The organism is Symbiobacterium sp., assembly GCF_040797425.1.
GTDB lineage: Bacteria > Bacillota > Sulfobacillia > Symbiobacteriales > Symbiobacteriaceae > Symbiobacterium.
Genome location: NZ_JBFNEH010000015.1, coordinates 26,329 through 43,040, shown reverse-complemented (window position 1 = coordinate 43,040; position 16,712 = coordinate 26,329). Strand labels below are relative to the sequence as shown.

At 68.1% G+C, this 16,712-nt stretch carries 17 protein-coding genes; 10 read left to right on the top strand and 7 right to left on the bottom strand.

What is annotated here, in order from left to right; genetic code table 11:
• Nucleotides 1-58 precede the first annotated feature (58 nt).
• Both AB2385_RS06760 and AB2385_RS06755 read right to left on the bottom strand, forming a co-directional pair.
• Entirely contained in the window at nucleotides 59-490 is a 432-nt protein-coding gene (locus AB2385_RS06760) for a (deoxy)nucleoside triphosphate pyrophosphohydrolase (protein WP_367654190.1), read from the bottom strand.
• Nucleotides 491-733: 243 nt separating this feature from the next.
• Nucleotides 734-1,654, bottom strand: a complete 921-nt coding sequence (locus tag AB2385_RS06755) for a proline dehydrogenase family protein (protein ID WP_367654189.1) — start codon at nucleotides 1,652-1,654, stop codon at nucleotides 734-736.
• Between the two features lie 193 nt (nucleotides 1,655-1,847).
• Between AB2385_RS06755 and AB2385_RS06750 the strand changes: the two genes are divergently transcribed.
• Together AB2385_RS06750 and AB2385_RS06745 are read left to right on the top strand one after the other, a co-directional pair.
• Nucleotides 1,848-2,984, top strand: coding sequence for an HD-GYP domain-containing protein (locus AB2385_RS06750; protein WP_367654188.1), 1,137 nt, complete (start codon nucleotides 1,848-1,850; stop codon nucleotides 2,982-2,984).
• Between the two features lie 34 nt (nucleotides 2,985-3,018).
• On the top strand, nucleotides 3,019-3,948 hold the full coding sequence (locus AB2385_RS06745) for an HD-GYP domain-containing protein (RefSeq protein ID WP_367654213.1): 930 nt from the start codon (nucleotides 3,019-3,021) through the stop codon (nucleotides 3,946-3,948).
• Nucleotides 3,949-4,008: 60 nt separating this feature from the next.
• Here AB2385_RS06745 and AB2385_RS06740 read toward each other — a convergent pair whose 3' ends face one another.
• A complete protein-coding gene (locus AB2385_RS06740) occupies nucleotides 4,009-4,332 on the bottom strand; it encodes a DUF2325 domain-containing protein (RefSeq protein ID WP_367654187.1) in 324 nt (107 codons plus the stop codon).
• 194 nt (nucleotides 4,333-4,526) lie between these two features.
• On the opposite strand from AB2385_RS06740, the gene AB2385_RS06735 reads away from it, so the two are divergent.
• The gene (locus tag AB2385_RS06735) at nucleotides 4,527-4,751 is read left to right on the top strand and encodes a hypothetical protein (RefSeq protein ID WP_367654186.1); all 225 of its coding nucleotides are present in this window, start codon (nucleotides 4,527-4,529) and stop codon (nucleotides 4,749-4,751) included.
• Nucleotides 4,752-4,804: 53 nt separating this feature from the next.
• Here the strand turns inward: AB2385_RS06735 and AB2385_RS06730 are convergent, their stop codons facing one another.
• From AB2385_RS06730 to AB2385_RS06720, 3 genes are all read right to left on the bottom strand, one after another.
• Nucleotides 4,805-5,410 (bottom strand): DedA family protein, encoded by a 606-nt coding sequence (locus AB2385_RS06730; protein WP_367654185.1) that lies wholly within the window; start codon nucleotides 5,408-5,410, stop codon nucleotides 4,805-4,807.
• Nucleotides 5,411-5,480: 70 nt separating this feature from the next.
• Nucleotides 5,481-6,134, bottom strand: a complete 654-nt coding sequence (locus tag AB2385_RS06725; RefSeq protein ID WP_367654184.1) for a response regulator — start codon at nucleotides 6,132-6,134, stop codon at nucleotides 5,481-5,483.
• Complete coding sequence (locus tag AB2385_RS06720; protein ID WP_367654183.1) at nucleotides 6,061-7,902, bottom strand: GAF domain-containing sensor histidine kinase; 1,842 nt, start codon at nucleotides 7,900-7,902, stop codon at nucleotides 6,061-6,063. The genes AB2385_RS06725 and AB2385_RS06720 overlap by 74 nt, the downstream gene beginning before the upstream one ends.
• Before the next feature lie 298 nt (nucleotides 7,903-8,200).
• Here AB2385_RS06720 and AB2385_RS06715 point away from each other — a divergent pair, with 298 nt between their 5' ends.
• From AB2385_RS06715 to AB2385_RS06700, 4 genes are all read left to right on the top strand, one after another.
• Nucleotides 8,201-8,425: a ferrous iron transport protein A gene (locus AB2385_RS06715; RefSeq protein ID WP_367654182.1), complete on the top strand. Its 225-nt coding sequence runs from the start codon at nucleotides 8,201-8,203 to the stop codon at nucleotides 8,423-8,425.
• A 4-nt stretch (nucleotides 8,426-8,429) separates the two neighbouring features.
• A complete protein-coding gene (gene feoB / locus AB2385_RS06710) occupies nucleotides 8,430-10,274 on the top strand; it encodes a ferrous iron transport protein B (RefSeq protein ID WP_367654181.1) in 1,845 nt (614 codons plus the stop codon).
• Nucleotides 10,275-10,538: 264 nt separating this feature from the next.
• Nucleotides 10,539-10,763, top strand: coding sequence for a hypothetical protein (locus AB2385_RS06705; protein WP_367654180.1), 225 nt, complete (start codon nucleotides 10,539-10,541; stop codon nucleotides 10,761-10,763).
• A gap of 141 nt (nucleotides 10,764-10,904) precedes the next feature.
• Nucleotides 10,905-12,377, top strand: coding sequence for a diguanylate cyclase (locus tag AB2385_RS06700; protein WP_367654179.1), 1,473 nt, complete (start codon nucleotides 10,905-10,907; stop codon nucleotides 12,375-12,377).
• A gap of 18 nt (nucleotides 12,378-12,395) precedes the next feature.
• Here AB2385_RS06700 and AB2385_RS06695 read toward each other — a convergent pair whose 3' ends face one another.
• The gene (locus AB2385_RS06695) at nucleotides 12,396-12,929 is read right to left on the bottom strand and encodes a hypothetical protein (protein ID WP_367654178.1); all 534 of its coding nucleotides are present in this window, start codon (nucleotides 12,927-12,929) and stop codon (nucleotides 12,396-12,398) included.
• A gap of 110 nt (nucleotides 12,930-13,039) precedes the next feature.
• On the opposite strand from AB2385_RS06695, the gene AB2385_RS06690 reads away from it, so the two are divergent.
• From AB2385_RS06690 to mrdA, 3 genes are all read left to right on the top strand, one after another.
• A complete protein-coding gene (locus AB2385_RS06690; protein WP_367654177.1) occupies nucleotides 13,040-13,672 on the top strand; it encodes a YigZ family protein in 633 nt (210 codons plus the stop codon).
• 98 nt (nucleotides 13,673-13,770) lie between these two features.
• Nucleotides 13,771-14,832 (top strand): peptidoglycan DD-metalloendopeptidase family protein, encoded by a 1,062-nt coding sequence (locus AB2385_RS06685; protein WP_367654176.1) that lies wholly within the window; start codon nucleotides 13,771-13,773, stop codon nucleotides 14,830-14,832.
• A 21-nt stretch (nucleotides 14,833-14,853) separates the two neighbouring features.
• Nucleotides 14,854-16,701 carry a penicillin-binding protein 2 gene (mrdA, locus tag AB2385_RS06680; protein ID WP_367654175.1) on the top strand — a complete coding sequence of 616 codons (1,848 nt, stop codon included), beginning with the start codon at nucleotides 14,854-14,856 and terminating at the stop codon, nucleotides 16,699-16,701.
• The last annotated feature ends 11 nt before the right edge of the window (nucleotides 16,702-16,712 follow it).

The window sequence follows — 16,712 nt, the reverse complement described above, 5'->3', positions numbered from 1 at the left end:
GGCAACCGGCCCTCGGTCTGCCGCGAGGGCGTCTCCGCAGAACGGGTGCATCCCGCCGTCAGGAGGACGGCGATGAGGAGCGCCCAGGCGACTCTCCGCCCGCCTCCGCCTGCAGCCGGGCGACGGTGGCCAGGTCGGCCGGCGACCACGAGAGCCGCCCGAGGTCGGCCACGGGCAGCCAGCGCAGCTCCGCATGCTCCCGGGGCGTGGGCTGCCCCGCCACCAGTCTGGCGCGGTAGGTCATCAGGCGCACCGTCACCGCAGGGTACTGGTAGACCGCTGTGGCCACCGGTTCGCCCACGGCGATGTCGCAGCCCAGTTCCTCGCGAATCTCCCGGCGAAGCGACTCCTCGGGTCGCTCGCCGGGCTCGGTTTTTCCCCCGGGGAACTCCCACAGCCCGCCCTGGGCCGCGTCCTGGGCCCGGCGGGCGCACAGCACCTCGCCCGCCTCGTTCTGGATGACCGCCCCGACCACGTCGATCTGTCGCATCGGTTGCCTCACCTGCCTGTGTTGCTAGCATGTGCCCACCTGTGGCCCCGTCATCTGCCGGTCACGTGTTGGCGCGGACTCCGGGTCATGGGGCATCCGTGGGGTTCCCCCACGGATGATGGCAATCCCTCATCACCTAGGACTTACCTCAGGCGCCGTTGGTTTGCAACCCGCAGACTGCGGCAACCACGGGAAAAGCCGCCCCTGCACACCCGTGAAAGGGGCCGCCGGAGCGGAACGATGTCAGCGCCGCAAGAGCACGCGCAGCAGGAAGCCGAGGTTGCGGGGCGTCTCCGCGATCCGCCGCACGAAGTAGGGGTACCACTGCCGCCCGTAGGGCACGTAGCACCGCACCCGGTAGCCCTCCCGCGCCAGGCTCTCCTGCCGGGCCATGCGCACACCGTAGAGCATCTGGAACTCGAACCTGTCCCGCGGGATGCCCTCCCGCTCCGCCAGCTCCTGCGTGAAGGCGATCAGCCGCTCATCGTGGGTGGCCACGGCCGTATACAGGCCCTTGCGGAGCCGCTGCTCCACCATTCGCCGGAAGGCGTCGTCCACGTCCGCCTTGCGCCGGTAGGCCACCGTGGGCGGCTCCGCATAGGCGCCCTTGACGATCCGCACATTGGCCTCCCAGCGGTCCAGTTCTTCCAGGTCTGTGAAGGAGCGGTAGAGATAAGATTGGATCACCGGACCGACGTTATCGTACCCCTGCCTGCGAAGGATGTAATAGATGCCCAGCGTCTGCTCCGTATAGGCCGAGCTCTCCATGTCGATGCGGATGAAGCAGTTCTGCTCGTGCGCCCGGCGCACGATGCCGGTGAGCAGTTCCATGGCCAGGTCGCGGTCGAAGGCGAGCCCGAGCTGGCTGAGCTTGAGGGAGACGTTGGCCTGGACACCGCTGGACTGAATGCCGCCCAGCATACGGTGGATCTCCTCGGCGGCATCCCGTGCGGCCTCCCGCGACGCCACTTCCTCGCCCAGGTGATCGAGCGTCACCAGCAGCGAGCGCCGGTTCAGATCGCGCACCACGGCGAGGGCGTCGCTGAGCGTCTCGCCGGCCACGAACCGGGTCGCCCCCAAGCGCAGGCCGACCTGCAGCGCCGCCCGGGCCACCGGCTCCGCACCGGCCACGGCGAGCACGAACTTGCGGTACGCACCAGCCACGAACATCACCCTTTCTCGCAGGAGAGAACTGGAAAAACCGGTGATTCAGTTCCTGAACGAGAAGGATCAAAACGTTATAATGTATAACTCATACATATGTACTTTTCGCTGCAACAGCTGGGCACGAGGGGAGGGGGCCGTCCGCCGCAGTGGATGCGGTGCCCAACTGTTCCTCACCACGGGGGTGTGCGTTTTGTACCGGGTCCCCACGACCGAGATTCGCACGGGCATGCGACTGGGCAAATCCATTTTCTCCGTAAACGGCCAGGTATTGCTGCAGGCGGGAACCGTACTGAAGGAGTCGCTCATCGAGCCCCTGCTTCGTTACGGAATCACCTCCGTGTACATCGTGAACGAGCTGGCTCCCGACGTGGAGCCGGTAGACGTGGTGGCCGAGGAGACTCGGTACCAGCTGCAGGACGAACTGTCCCACACGATGGACGAGGTGAAGGTCGCCATGGCGGAAGCCGCCCATTCCGGAATCCGCCACTTCTCCTTCACCATCCGGACGGAAGGCCTGAGGCAGACCATCGACCAGATCATCGCCGACCTGCTGGCCAACCCGCGGGTGGCCGTAAGCCTCCAGGATATTCGGCTGGTGGATCAGTATACGCTGAGCCATTCCGTCAACGTCTGCATACTGGCCACGCTTCTGGGGATGGAACTGGGCTACCCCTTGACCGATCTGCGCAACCTCGCGCTGGGCACGCTGCTGCACGACATCGGCAAGGTCGCGATTCCGCCTGAGATCCTGAACAAGCCCGGCAGCCTCACGCGTGAGGAGGCCGAGGTGATGAAGCAGCACACGGTGCTGGGATGGGAACTGCTCAAGAACCAGCCCGACATCCCGCCCACCGCCGCTGTGGTGGCCCTGCAGCATCACGAGCGCTGGGCCGGTGGGGGCTACCCCCACAACCTCTCCGGGGACCAGATCTTCCGGTTCTCCCGGGTGTGCGCGATCGTCGACTGCTATGACGCCATGACGTCGGACCGGATTTACCGCAAAGGGCTGAGCCCCGCCATGGCGCTGGAGTCACTCTCGGGTCCGATGCACGGCTTTTTCGATCCGCACATGCTGCTCACGTTCCTCAACTGCATTGCACCGTGGCCGGTGGGCTCCATGGTGGAGCTGACCGGCGGGCGCAAGGCCGTCGTCGTGGCGGCGGAGCGGGGGCGGGCGGACCGGCCCCGGGTGCGGGTTCTCCTTGAGGCCGACGGGACCCGTATCGCCACTCCCTACGAAATCGACCTCTTCCGTGAGCGGCATGTCGAGATCGTGCGGGAAGTGCACGAGGATGCCCTCCAGTACATGAGGGAACTGGCGGTGTGATCACCGACGGGGGAGGCGAATCCGTTTGACGAAAGTGCGTCGGGTGCGCCTGAGTGCGGCAAAGCCGGGGGACTGCCTGGCGAAGGACGTGCTGAGTGAGGACGGACGGGTTCTCCTGTCGAGCGGCGTCCGGCTCACCCGGACGTTCCTGGACCTGCTCGCCGAGCACGGGGTGGAGTCGGTCTACCTCACCGGCCGGCCGCTGCAGCGGGCCGTGCGCGAAGCGTCGCGCCGGGTCCGGCGGGATTTGCTGGTGGAACTCCGGGAAGCGACCCGCTCCGTCTGGGGCGCTCCGTTGGTCGAAGCGAAAGGGGTTCAGCTGCCGCAGGTCCAGCTGGAGGTGAAGGGCCTCCGGCGGGGCGTGCTGCAGGTGGTCCGCGAGGTCTCCCGCCATCCGGCGGTGGCCCTGCCCCTGCAGGAACTGCGGCGGGCCGACGAGTACACCCTGATGCACTCCGTCGAGGTTTGCGTGATTGCGACGCTGCTTGGCCACGCGCTCGGCCTCAGGGGCGACTCCCTGGTCGACCTCGCCATGAGCGCGCTGCTGCACGACGTGGGCAAGGCGGGGATTCCGGCCCACATCCTGAACAAGCCCGGCCCGCTGGCCCCAGACGAGCTGACCGTGATGCGGCAGCATCCCACGCTGGGGTGGATCCTGCTGCGGGAGCATCCCGACCTGCCGCCGGAGACGGCACTGGTGGCCTTGCAGCACCACGAGCGCTGGGCCGGTGGGGGCTACCCGCTGGGGCTGCAGGGCGAGCAGATCCACTACTTCGCCCGCATCTGCGCGGTGGCCGACGTCTACGACGCCCTGACTGCCGACCGGGTCTACCGCGAGGGCATCGACCCCGGCGAGGCGCAGGCGATGATGACGGGCCCGCTGCGTGATGCTTTCGACCCTCACGTGCTCAAAGCCTTCCTCCTGGCCATCGGCCGGGCACAGGAGGAGGCCGGCACGGCCTGACGAAGTGAGGACAGACATGTTTCAGGGGCCGCCACCCGATTCGGGTGGCGGCCCCTGTGCTCAGCAGGCGGCTGTCGACTCGCGGGCTTCCCTGCAGTTGGCCCGGTGTGGGCAGTCCGTACAGTTCTGCAGCGATGAGCAGATCGAACTCCAGGACCGCCGGCTGAAGATGATGGGCACCTGCCTGGCCTTGGCCTGTTCCTTCACCCAGCGGGCCATATTGTGGTTGACGTAATCGATAAGTACGACCACCAACTCGGTGCCGGCGGGAATCTCGACCCGGCGCTCGGTGCGCCCGGTAACGTGCTTGACGGCCTTGAAGCCCATGTTCAGCAGATTCTGTCCGATCGACCCCAGGTGATCGCCGCCGATGACGAGGACCAAAGCCGACACCTCCTCGCATGTTGAGACGTTACAGGAGTACAAACAGGTGCGCCTCAGGGTTGTGTTGGTGTGCGGGCTGGTGTAAGATAGGATGGTCATGAGCAAAGTCACTGCGGGTGCAAACCGCAGCGCGGCCGGGGTGCTACCGGCCCCCGCCGGCGAGGGTTGGATCTGTGGGGAAAGGGGGAGTTCCGGTGGACGTTTGGTCGATCTTGGAGCACGGAGGAGGCAAGACGCTTGCCATCAGCCGCGAGGACGTGCTGAGCAAGTTGGAGGCTCTGGCGCAGAGCCGGGGTTCCTGGTACATCGAGCGGCTCCAGGTCAGCGATTCGGACGGAAACCGTTACACACCCGAGGTGGGCGAGAACGGAACGGTGGAGCTGGTGCTGCGGTCGGGTCCGTCCCGCCGCAGGCGGTAGATATACGAAAGCGAAGAGCCGGTGCTGCGGTGGCAGCGCCGGCTCTTGATCGTTCAGCGTTCCCTTCGGCTCGCCAGGCGGTAGAGGAGGAACGCGGCCACGGCGAGCGCCAGCAGCGCGATGACCACGTCCTGGTAGAGGTTCACCCAGCGGGAGACCGCCGGCCACGCCGCCCCCAGCACGGCCCCGACGCCCGAGAGCAACAGGTTCCAGATGACCGATCCCAGGGCCGTGTAGAGCACGAACACGGCGAGGTTCATGCGCACGAGGCCGCCGGGGATGGAGATCAGGCTGCGCAGCACGGGCACCATGCGGCAGAAGAAGACCGTCCAGATTCCGTACCGGGCGAACCAGTCCTCGGCTCGCTGCACGTCCTGCTCGCCGACGGTGAGCCAGCGGCCGTAGCGCCGCGCAATCCGGTAAATCCGGTCGCGGCCGAACCAGACGCCGACGCCGTAGAGGGCGAGGGCTCCCAGCACCGACCCGAAGGTCGCGGCCACCACCACGCCAAACAACGTGAGGCTACCCTGCGTCGTCATGAAGCCGGCGAAGGGCAGCACAATCTCAGACGGAATCGGGGGGAACAGGTTCTCGATCAGGATCACCAGGACGATGCCCGGGTACCCGAACGCCTCCATGATCTCCGTAATCCAGTTCATGGGCAACCCCTGACTGACGAGCCGATTACGCAACTGATTCTACGGTTCATCCGCCCCGGGTGTCAACCGGTTACGGTTCCACCAGCCCCTGGCGGATCGCGTAGCGCACCAGCTCCGTGCGGTCGTGGATGCCCAGCTTGTCCAGCATGTTGGACCGGTGGGTCTGGACCGTCTTCTCACTGATGAAGAGCCGCTTCGCGATCTCGGCGTTGGTGAGCCCCTCGGCCACCAGAATGAGGATCTCCCGCTCGCGCGGGGTGAGCGGGCACGGCTCCTGGGCGCGTGCGGCAGCCGGGTTGGGCCGGGAGACGTAGCCCGAGACCACGGCACGGGTCACGGCCGGGTCCAGCACGGCCTGGCCTTCCATCACCGCGCGGATCGCGCCCACCAGGTCGGCGGCGGCGGAGCGCTTCACGATGTAGGCGTCGGCCCCCGCCCGCAGGAACTCCAGCACGTAGGGCTCCTCCTCGTGCATGGTGAGGCCGATCACGCGCGTCTCCGGCACCGCCTCCTTGATCCGCTTGGTCGCCTCTATGCCGCTGATGTCGGGAAGCGAGATGTCCATGATCACGACGTCGGGCCTGAGCTGCTTGGTCAGCTCGACGACCTCCTCGCCCCGGCCCGCCTCGCCGACCAGTTCCAGGTCGGGCTCAGACTGCAGCACCATGCGAACGCCCTGCCGCACCATCATGTGGTCGTCGCAGATCAGCACCCGTATAGCCACCATCAACCACTCCTTCCACGGGTAGCTCGGCGTACACGCGGGTTCCTTTATCGGGGCTGGATTCGATCTTCAGCTCGCCACCGGCGAGCGTGACCCGCTCTCGGATGCCCGTGAGGCCGACGCCCTCGCCCCGGCGGCGCGGGTCGAAACCGGCGCCGTCGTCCTTCACCTCCACCGTCACCCACCCGCCCTGCCGCAGCAGGCGGATGTGGATGTTCCGGGCATGGGCGTGCTTCACGGTGTTGGTGCAGGCTTCCTGGATCAGCCGGAACACGGTGATCTCGATGTGGTCGGGCAACCGGTCGTCCAGGCCCTCGGCCTCCAGCGTGATCTTGAGCCCGGCGTGCTCGTAACGCCGGATGAGCCAGCGAATGGCGGCCTCGAGGCCGAGGTCGTCCAGCGCGGTGGGACGCATCTCATGGATGACCCGCCGTACCTCGGCCAGGCTGGCCTCGGCCATCTCCTTCACGCCCGCGAGCCGCTCGCGGAGGGCCGTTTCGTCCATCGGGTGGCGGGCCAGGAAGTCGAGGGTGACCACCAGGGCGGTGAGCGCCTGGCCGGTCTCGTCGTGGAGTTCGCGGGCGATGCGCCGCCGCTCGTCCTCCTGTGCGGTGATGAGCCGCGCCAGCAGGCGGCTGCGCAGGCGCTCCTTCTCCTCCAGCTGGTCGTAGAGCCGCGCCCGGTCGATGGCCAGGCCGATCTGCTCGCCCAGGGCGGTGAGGATCTCCCGGTCGGCGGGGCTCATGTAGCGGGAGGGGGGCACCATCAGCACCATGATGCCGGCCACCTTGCCGTCCTGCCCCAGCGGGATGGTGATGTGCCGCCCGCTGGGGTGGCCCACCTCCATGGTGGCGCGCACGCAGGCGAGGTCCCGCACCTGCGTCACCAGCGCGGACCCGCTCAGGTGGCGCAGGCAGAGGCAGCGGTCGATGGGGAAGTGCTGAGCGCGTACGCCGACCTGCGCCCACTCGGGGAAACCGTAGACCGCACCGATGGTCCAGGTGCCCTCGGGGCCGCCCCGTCCCTCGGTGCGGAGGAGGATCCATCCTTCCTTCACCTGAAGCATGTCCGCCACCAGCCGGAGCGCCTCGTCCAGAGCCCCCTGCAAGCTCAGCGGCCGGTTGAGCCGCTCGAGGGTGCGGGAGAAGAGACGCACGGCCCGTTCGTGCTCCCACGACTGCCAGGCGGCCGCAGCGGAGAAGAGGAGGGAGAAGAGCGCCTGGCCGCCGGCGTCCAGGGCGATCGGGTGCCCGAAGGCGGCAGCGCCCACTGCCCGCAGCGCGCCGACGGCGTAGCCCGCGAACAGCAGCCACTGGGGCAGGCTGTGCCGCTCCTCCGGCTGGACCGGCAGGGCGAGCCACGCCGCCCCGCCCAGTGCGACGGCTACTACGGTGGCCGCCGAGAGCCCCAGCGGGTCGCCCAGCGCGACGCCCACGCCGAAGCCGGCCGCCAGGAACAGCATCCCCACGAGCCCAAGGGGCCGCATGGCCGCCGGCCCCCGCCCGGAGCGTTCCACCTGGCCGCCGAGGAAGCCCAGTGCGGCCGCCGCCAGCGCAATGTCCCGGAGCAGGGGGGCCCCGGAGACGCCCGCCTCGGCCAGGAGCATGCCCAGCACGTGCACGGCAAGCACAAGCCACCCCACGCCCCAGGAGAGCAGCGAGCGCTCACGGGCCTGGTAGTAGCGCCAGAGCAGGGCCCAACTCACCGCCAGGTGAAAGCCCACGCCTGCCGCAATCAGGGGCAGCACCACCGTATCCACGTCGGGCACAATACTCACCCCTGGCAAAATATACTGGTGTTTCCCATTGTAGTCCTGTGCAGGGAAGCGGGGGGAGGCACGAAAGTACTATCCCGGCCGCAGGTCTGACCGCACCCACCGGTGCCCGGGGGGAGGGCAGGGACCCGGTCGCTGTCACCTCCACGGGAGGAGTATTCGTGACGAGTAGTACGATCACCCTACTACTTTACATCATAAATGCGTGCGTTGGTGTCTTGTAATGCGTGCGCAGCCCAAGGTTAAATAGAGGTGAACGATAACGATTCTCAATCCCGAGGATGAGGCAGACATGACACTCGATCAGACCCGGCCAGGACAGGTCTTCATCATCCGTACCATCGATGACCCGCACGCCCGACTGGCGGCCATTCGCTTCGGCATCGCCGAGGGGGCGCGGGCCGCATGCCAGGCCGTGCTTCCCGGCGGCCCGGTGGTGGTGCGCAAGGGCAAGCAGGAGATGGCCCTGGGGCGGAATCTGGCGCACCGCATCACAGTCGAACTGGTGGAGGGATAAGGAGATGGCCAGCGCACACTGCCACGGTGCGGCCGCAGCCGTCGACGTTCCTCCCCGGGCGGCCAAGGTGGTGCTTGTCGGAAACCCCAACGTGGGCAAGTCTGCGATCTTCCACGCCCTCACGGGCGTTTATGTTGAAGTCTCAAATTACCCGGGTACCACGGTCGACATCGCCTCCGGTCGGATGGGCGATGTCGGCATTTTCGATACCCCGGGCGTGTACGGCGTCTCCGCTTTCAATGAAGAAGAGCGGGTCGCGCGGGAGATGATCCTGCAGGCCGACACCATCGTCAACGTGGTGGACGCCGCCCACCTCGACCGGGACCTGTTCCTCACGCTTCAGATCATCGACATGGGCTTCCCGGTCGTGGTGGCGCTGAACCTGATGGACGAGGCGCGGGCGAATGGCCTCGAGATCGACGTGGAGCGGCTGTCGGCGGAGCTGGGTGTGGAGGTGATTCCCACCATCGCCGTGCGGGGCGAGGGCATCGCCGAGCTCAAGGCCGCCATCGGGAGGGCCCGGCGGGGCATCCCGACCCCGGAGGTGGCGGCCCGGCTGCCGGTGGATCTGCCCCCCGCCGACGGCGTGATGTGGCTCGAAGACGACTCCGCCACCTGCGAGCGCCTCGGGCGGCCCGCCCCGGGCCTCCGGGAGGAGATCTATCGGGCGCGCCGGCGCCGGGCTGACGAGATCGCCGAGCGGGTGATCCGGGAGAGCTCCTCCGGCGCCAGCCTCTCCACACGCCTCGGGCGGCTGACGCTCCACCCGCTGGGCGGCCTGGTGCTCCTCGCCGGCTTCCTGCTGCTGATGTACCAGGTGCTGGGTGTGTGGGTGGCCCAGGACGTGGTGGGCGTCACCGAGGAGGTCTGGATGGGCGAGTACTACGTCCCCTGGGTCACCGACCTCGTGGGGCGGTGGATTTTCCCGGAGTCGTTCCTCGGCCAGATCCTGATCGGCGAGTTCGGCCTGCTGACCATGACCGTCGCCTACCTGCTCGGTCTGCTGCTCCCCATGGTGGTGGGCTTCTACCTCTTCCTCGCCCTGGCGGAGGACTCGGGCTACCTGCCGCGCGTTGCCGTTCTCGTGGACCGGCTGATGACCAAGGTGGGCCTGAACGGGCGGGCGATCATCCCGACCATCCTGGGCCTCGGCTGCGTCACCATGGCCACCGTGACCACCCGGCTGATGGGCACGGAGCGTGAGCGGACGATCGCGACCTTCCTGCTCTCCCTGGCGATCCCGTGCTCGGCCCAGCTGGGCGTGATCACGGTCATGCTGGCCCCGCTCGGGCCGGCGTACATCGCCACCTTCATCGCCCTGCTGCTCCTCGTCTACGGCGTCACCGGCGCCCTGCTCAACCGGCTGCTGCCCGGCACCTCCTCCGACCTGATGATCGACCTGCCGCCGCTCCGGCTGCCCCGGATCAAGAACGTGCTGCAGAAGACCTATCTGAAGTCGAAGAGCTTCCTCTCGGAAGCCTGGATGTTCTTCGCCGCGGGTTCGCTGCTCATCTCGGTGATGCAGCAGACCGGCGCCCTGGATGCGCTGGCCCGGTGGTTTGCGCCCGTCACGGAGGGCTGGCTGGGCCTTCCCCGGGCCGCCGCGCAGGCCTTCATCATGGGCTTTGTGCGACGGGACTTCGGCGCCGCCGGCCTGCTCGACATGGGTCTCAACCCGCACCAGGCGCTGGTGGCGGTGATTACCATCACGCTGTTTACCCCGTGCATCGCGTCGATCCTGATCATCTTCAAGGAGCGGGGCAAGAGGCAGGGCGCTGCCATGTGGGTGGCCGACGTGGCTCTGGCGATTCTCCTGGGCGGCCTCCTCCACCGGTTGCTCCCCTGGTAGACGAAGGGGGGGATGAAGGATGGCCGCGACGTGCGACGGCAGCGGCGTCTGCCCCCGCTGCGGATACCCGAACGAACCGGGAGCGACCCGCTGCGTGCGCTGCCTGGCGGCGCTGGCGGTGCCCGCAGGCTGCTCGGGCGAGTGCTCCCGCTGCCTGATCCGCGCCCTCGCCGCCCCGCCGAAGGAATCGGCGTCCCCGGCGCGAACGAAATTCGGGCGGCGAACGTCTAAATAAGTGCCCTAGCTGCCGGGGAGGCGTGTGCGATGGAGACGCTGCAGTTTCTGGTTCTGGTACAGCTTGTGGCCGTGCTTTACCTGATCTACCGGGTGCACCGGCTGGAGCAGGCTCTGAGCGCGCGGGAACGGCTGTCCCGGTCGTCGGGCCGGGGCACCCGCAGAGGCAAGGTCGTGCCGTTGCTGAAAGAAGACATTCCGCCCGGGCCGTTTCGCCGCAGTCCGGACCCACCACCTTCCCGGGACGAAGAGTGAAGCCTGGTCCCCGGCCAGTCGGAACGGCTGGCCGGCTTTCTTGTGTCTGCAGCGCACCGGGGGGTGGGTGGAAGGGGAAGCGAAATTGGATGGCGAAAACAGAACCAAAGCACAGGGATGCCCCGAAAGGGGGGGGACGGCATGGCAGAGAGACAACCGGGCCTCACGGAGGAGATCGCTGGTTTGCGCGGGGGAGCACGGCTCCTGTTCCCGGTTCTCGCGGCACTGGCGACGGCGATCGCCCTCGTGGCCGGCCTCGCCGGCGTGCACGGCCGGCTCTGGTCGGTTGCCTGGTGGGCCTGCCTCGCCGGCACCCTCCTCGGCTGCCTCGGGCTGTTCGACACGGTCTGGCGGCCCCAGCTGCGGGTGACGCCGTGGGCCCTGATCGCCTTGCTGGACGTTCCCTCGGTGCTGCTTTACTGGCTCCTTCCCGCCGTGCCGGCCGGTCCCGTGGCGATGATCCTCGTCTCCGCCGTGGCCGCCGGCCGTTTCCGGAAGCAGTTTCTCACGGCGCACCTGATGATCGTGGGTGTCGCCGTGGTCGGCGCCCACATCGGGGGCACCTCCCCGCTTCTCCAGCTCATGTTCGTCGCAGCGGTGGCGGGAGTGGTGGGGGTCGCCCGGATGCTCTACCTGCGCCACCAGGAGCAGATGATCCAGAACGACCACCTGCGCCGGCTCATGGAACTGCTGCCGGTGCTGAAGGCGCGCGGGGTTCAGGACGTGGTGCAGGCGGCCGTCCGACACATCGTGAGGGCCACCGGCAGCAGCAAGGGCATTGTGCTGCTCCTGGATGAGCAGTCGCAGACCCTGCGGCCCCATTACCTGCACAGCGAGGTTCCGCTCTCCCCGGCGACGCGCGAGGCGATCATGAACGCCACGGTCGCGGTGGGCGTGGGGCTCTCGGGGTGGGTGGCGAAGCACGGCCAGTCCATCTTCACCAACGACGCGATGAGCGACCCCCGCTCGATTCAGGTGCCCGGCACCCCGCGGGAGGACGAGTCGATCCTGGTCGTGCCCCTGATGACCAACGGCCGCCTCTACGGCGTGCTGCGGGTCGACCGGGAGGGCAAGAACCAGTACGAACTGCACGACCTGCAGCTCCTGGAGCTGATGGCGGCCCACGTGTCCGACGCGATCTCGCGGGCCGAACTGGAGGAGCGCCTCGCCCGGCGTGACGCCCTGACGGGGGTCTACAACCGGCACTACCTGAACGAGTGGGCGCAGCGGGTGAAGGACGAGGCCCGCCAGGTGTCGGTGCTGCTCATCGACTGCCGCAAGTTCAAGCAGATCAACGACCGCTGGGGGCATCTGACGGGGGACTGGGTCCTCCAGCAGTGTGCGCGCCTCATCACCAGCAGCGTCCGGTCGGGAGACCTGGTCGTGCGCTACGGCGGCGACGAGTTCCTGGTGGTGCTCGCCGACACGGGCCGCCCGGAGGCCGAGGCCATTGCCGCCCGCATCATGAAGCGGGTGGAGGCCTGGAACGCGGAGCGGGGCCCGGACGAGCCCCGGCTGTATCTGGATATCGGGGTGGACACGGCGCCTCAGTCCGAGTGGCAGCAACTGCTCGATCGGGCGGACGAGCGCATGTACGCCTGCAAACAGGCCTGAGCCCGGGCGCCCGCCGCGTCAGGGCTCTTCTGCATCTGCGCCGCCGGCCAGCGCCTCCTGCACCCGGAGGCGATGGGCCGGGCGCAGGCCTTCCTGCACGATTTCGCTGATCGTCTGGGCCAGGTCGGCGATGGCGGCCTGGTCGTCGCGGCTCAGCGCCTGCGCCACGGCGAGGTGGGCGAGCGCGAGCACGTAGCCGGCCTGGGCGTCGAAGGCCGGGTTCACCGCAGCGCCGGTCGGGACCATCTGCCCCAGCTCATCCCGCTCGTAGCGGGGCCAGAGCAGGCCCTCGGCGTCCAGCGCGGCCAGCTCGTCCAGAAAGCTCGGGAACCAGTCGCCACCGGTGCCGGAGCGGCCCAGCCGGTCCACCAGCTGCTGGATGCGGCGCACGGCGTACTCCTTCTCCTGCAGGTCCGCAAGGGTGATGGCGGCGAGGCTGACGCCCAGCCACCAGTAGTCCTCGGCGGTGAGCGACCGCTCGTACTGAGCTGCAGCCTCTTTCAGCCGTTCGCTCCCCGCGAGCAGATCTTCCCAGTTTGTCGCGGCGTCCACGGGACATCCCTCCAGGCTGGAAACCGGTTAATTCTTTAGTCTGAGGCAGGGGAGCGGCGGACACTCCTCGAAAACTCATTAGGTGTACCACTGCGCTGAGGGGTGAAGTGGTGCCGTACCGCACTGTGGCCGGCCGCGGGCAGGCCGAGATCGTTATCCGCAAATCGCGCTTCATCGCCAACGTGGCCCCGGTGACCTCCGAGGCGGAGGCGTGGGCCTTTATCAATGCGATCCGCACCGAGCACAAGGAGGCGACGCACAACTGCTTCGCCTTCACCGCCGGCGGGGTCCAGCGCATGTCCGACGACGGCGAGCCCAGCGGCACCGCCGGCCGCCCGATCTTCGAGGTACTGGAGAAGCAGGGCCTCTCCGACACGGCGATTGTGGTGACCCGCTACTTCGGCGGCATCCTGCTGGGTGCCGGCGGGCTGGTGCGGGCCTACAGCCAGGCGGCTGTGGCCGGCGTGGAGGCCGCCGGCGTGACCGAGGGCATCCCCGCCGTCGATCTGCGGATCCGGATCGACTACGCGCTGCTCGGAAAGGTGCAGTACCTGCTGCAGCAGCGCGGCGCCCTCACGTTGGACAGCCAGTTCGGCGAGGCCGTGGTACTCGACTTCCGCGTGCGGGCAGCCGACCAGGCGACCGTGACGGCCGAACTGCAGGAGGCTTCGGCCGGTCGGATCGAGGTGGAAGAGATTGGCACCGTGCTCGTAGGCCCCGATCTGCGCCCGATCCACCGTTGAGGGCCGGAAACAGGGCGGAAGAACCATACCACGGGGCTTCTTTGACCGATATAATGTACAAGTATGCTCCGTGAGATGACCTGAAGGAGGGCTCTTTCTTGCGCCTCCCCACTTCGTCGAATGGGAACAGCTTACGTCGCCGGATCTTCGGCGTCGCCCTGGCGACGCTGGTGCTGAGCGGCGTCGGTGCGGCCGGCCGCCCGGCCGCGCTTCCCGCGCAGGCTCCCAACTCCACGTCTTCAGGGGCGGCGAACGATGCCGCCAAGGGAGGGGCCGGCGCGGATGAGGCTAAGACCGCCGCCCGAGTGCCGGACACGGTCGGTGCGGAGGCCGCACTGGCCACCGCACTGCCGCCGGCCGCAGCGGGCGAGGCCGCGTCTCCGGCCGAGGCCGAGGCGCCCAGGCCGAAGGTGATCACCTACACCGTGGTGGAGGGCGACACGATCGAGGCCATCGCCCAGCGTTACGGCGTGTCGACCGAGACGCTCCTTTACGTGAATGACATGTACGCCGACGACATCCTGCAGATCGGGCAGGAGCTGAAGATCCCGACGATGGATGCGCTGGTCTACGAGGTCGTCCCGGGCGACACGATGTGGGGCATTGCCGACGCGTTCGACGCCGACTTCGAGGAGATCGTGGCGGCCAATCCGGACGTGGACGCAGACGCCCTGAAGCCGGGCGACATCGTCTTCGTGCCCGGCGGCACGCCGCCGTCCCGGCGCACGATGGTGGCCAGCCGCGGCGGTTCCCGCACGCCTTCTGTGCCGGGCCGGTTTGACATCTGGCCGGCCTGGGGGCGGGGGACCACGGACGAGTTCGGCTGGCGGACGCACCCGGTCACCGGGGTCTGGCACCTGCACGACGGGCTGGACATCGACGTGGACTATGGCACGCCGGTGGCCGCCGTCGCGGCCGGCACGGTCACCTATGCCGACTGGCTGGGCGGCTACGGGATCGCGGTGAAGATCGACCACGGCAACGGGATCATGACGATGTACGCGCACCTGAGCCAGGTGGCGGTCAGCCCCGGCGAGTGGGTGAACGAGGGCGACCTCATCGGGTACTCCGGAAGCACAGGGAATTCCACGGGGCCGCACCTCCATTTCACGGTTCTGGTCGACGGTGAACCGGTCGACCCGCGGGGGTGGCTGCCCTGAGCCTAGCAGGGGGCGGTGAGATTGCGCAGCGAGCAGAAGCGGGTGTTCGTCATGCTGGGCGCCATCCTGTTGACGATCGGCCTGGCCGGCACCCGTCTCTACCGCCTCACGGTGGTCGAATCGGCGGCGTGGGTAAGCCGGGCCGTCAGCCATCACTATGTGGAACTGCCCAGTTTCGGCCCCCGTGGGGCCATTTACGACAGGGACGGCCGGCCGCTGGCCACCAGCGAGCCGGTCTATGCTGCCATGCTGTATGACCAGACGCCTGAGCACGTGGCCGAGATCCTGCCCGAACTGAGCCTCCTCCTGGCCGAGGGCGATGCCGCGGCGGCCGAGGAGATCCGCGAGTACGTCATGGAGCAGGTGCGCATCCACGAGCGCCAGGGGCGGCAGGCCGAGGACCTGATCATCAAGACCGGCCTGTCGCAGTCGGTGGTCGCCAAGTTCATCGAGCGGCAGGGCGAGTTCCCCGGGGTGACGATCGTCACCCAGTCAGCGCGAAAGTACCCGAACGGCAAGGTGGCCGCCAACGTGGTGGGCTACGTGCAGCCCATCTCGCAGGAGCAGCTGGAGAGCGAGGAGTTCAAGGGCTACCATCCCGATTCCGTGGTGGGCAAGGACGGCATCGAACTCTTCTACGAGAAGCAGCTCCAGGGTCAGCCCGGCAAGCGCGTCAAGATGGTCGACCCCGCCGGCCGTCCGGTGGGCACGGTGGAGGAGACCGAGCCGGAGCCCGGGTACGACCTGACCCTGACGCTTGACCTGGACCTGCAGCAGGTGGCCGAGCAGGCGCTGGTCTCCACCATTGAGTGGATCAAGGCGCAGAACGACCCGGAGGCGCAGCCTATCCGGGGGGCGTTGGTGGCCCTGGACGTGAAGACCGGCGCGGTCCTCGCCATGGCCCAGACGCCCAGCTACGATCCGAACCTGTTCATCAAGGCGATGACCGTCGGCCTCACGGAAGAGGAGTATAACCAGAACATCAACGTGCCGGGGGCGCCGCTCATCAACTGGTCGATCCAGGGCTTCGCCCCGGGCAGCACCTACAAGATGGGCGTCGGCCTCGCCGGCGTCACCGCCGGTGTGATGGGGCCGTACGAGACCGTGCACTGCAACGTGGTCTACGACCGCGACCCGACCCGCGCCAACTGGTACCCGGTGGACCAGGGGTATCTCGCCCTGGACATGGCGCTGGCGCAGTCGTGTAACCCGTACTTCTACGAGACGGGCTACCGCCTGGGCATCGACAAGCTGGCCGAGTTCCTGCAGCAGTTCGGCTTCGGCCAGCCGACGGGCATCGACCTGCCCTACGAGGACCCGGGCGTGCTGCCCACCATGGCCTCCTACGGCGACCGGTGGCAGCCGGGCCATGTGTTCTCGGTGGCCATCGGCCAGGGCGACGTGCAGGTCTCCCCGCTGCAGCTGGCGGTCTACACCGCCACGATCGCCAACCGGGGCGTGCGGTACCAGCCGTACCTGTTGCAGGAGGCCCGCAACGCAGCCGGCGAGGTGGTGTACAGGCACGAGCCCGTCGTGGCCGGCATCGTGGAGGCCACCGAGGAGGCGTGGAACCAGGTCCAGCTGGGCATGCGCAAGGGCGCCAGCCATGCGCTGGGCACGGCCGCATGGGTCTTCAGCGACTTCCCGATCCCGGTGGCGGCCAAGACCGGTTCCGCCGAGACGGGCAAGGCTTATTCCGATGCGATCACGGTGGCCTACGCGCCGTACGATGACCCGCAGATCGCCGTGGCCGTCTTCGTAGAGGGCGGCGCCCACGGCTCGTGGGTGTCGCCGGCGGCCCGGGCAGTCTTCGCCCACTACTTCGGCATTGAGGACAAGGGTCCCGCCCGCATCAACAAGGCGGACTGAGCGTGAGAAGA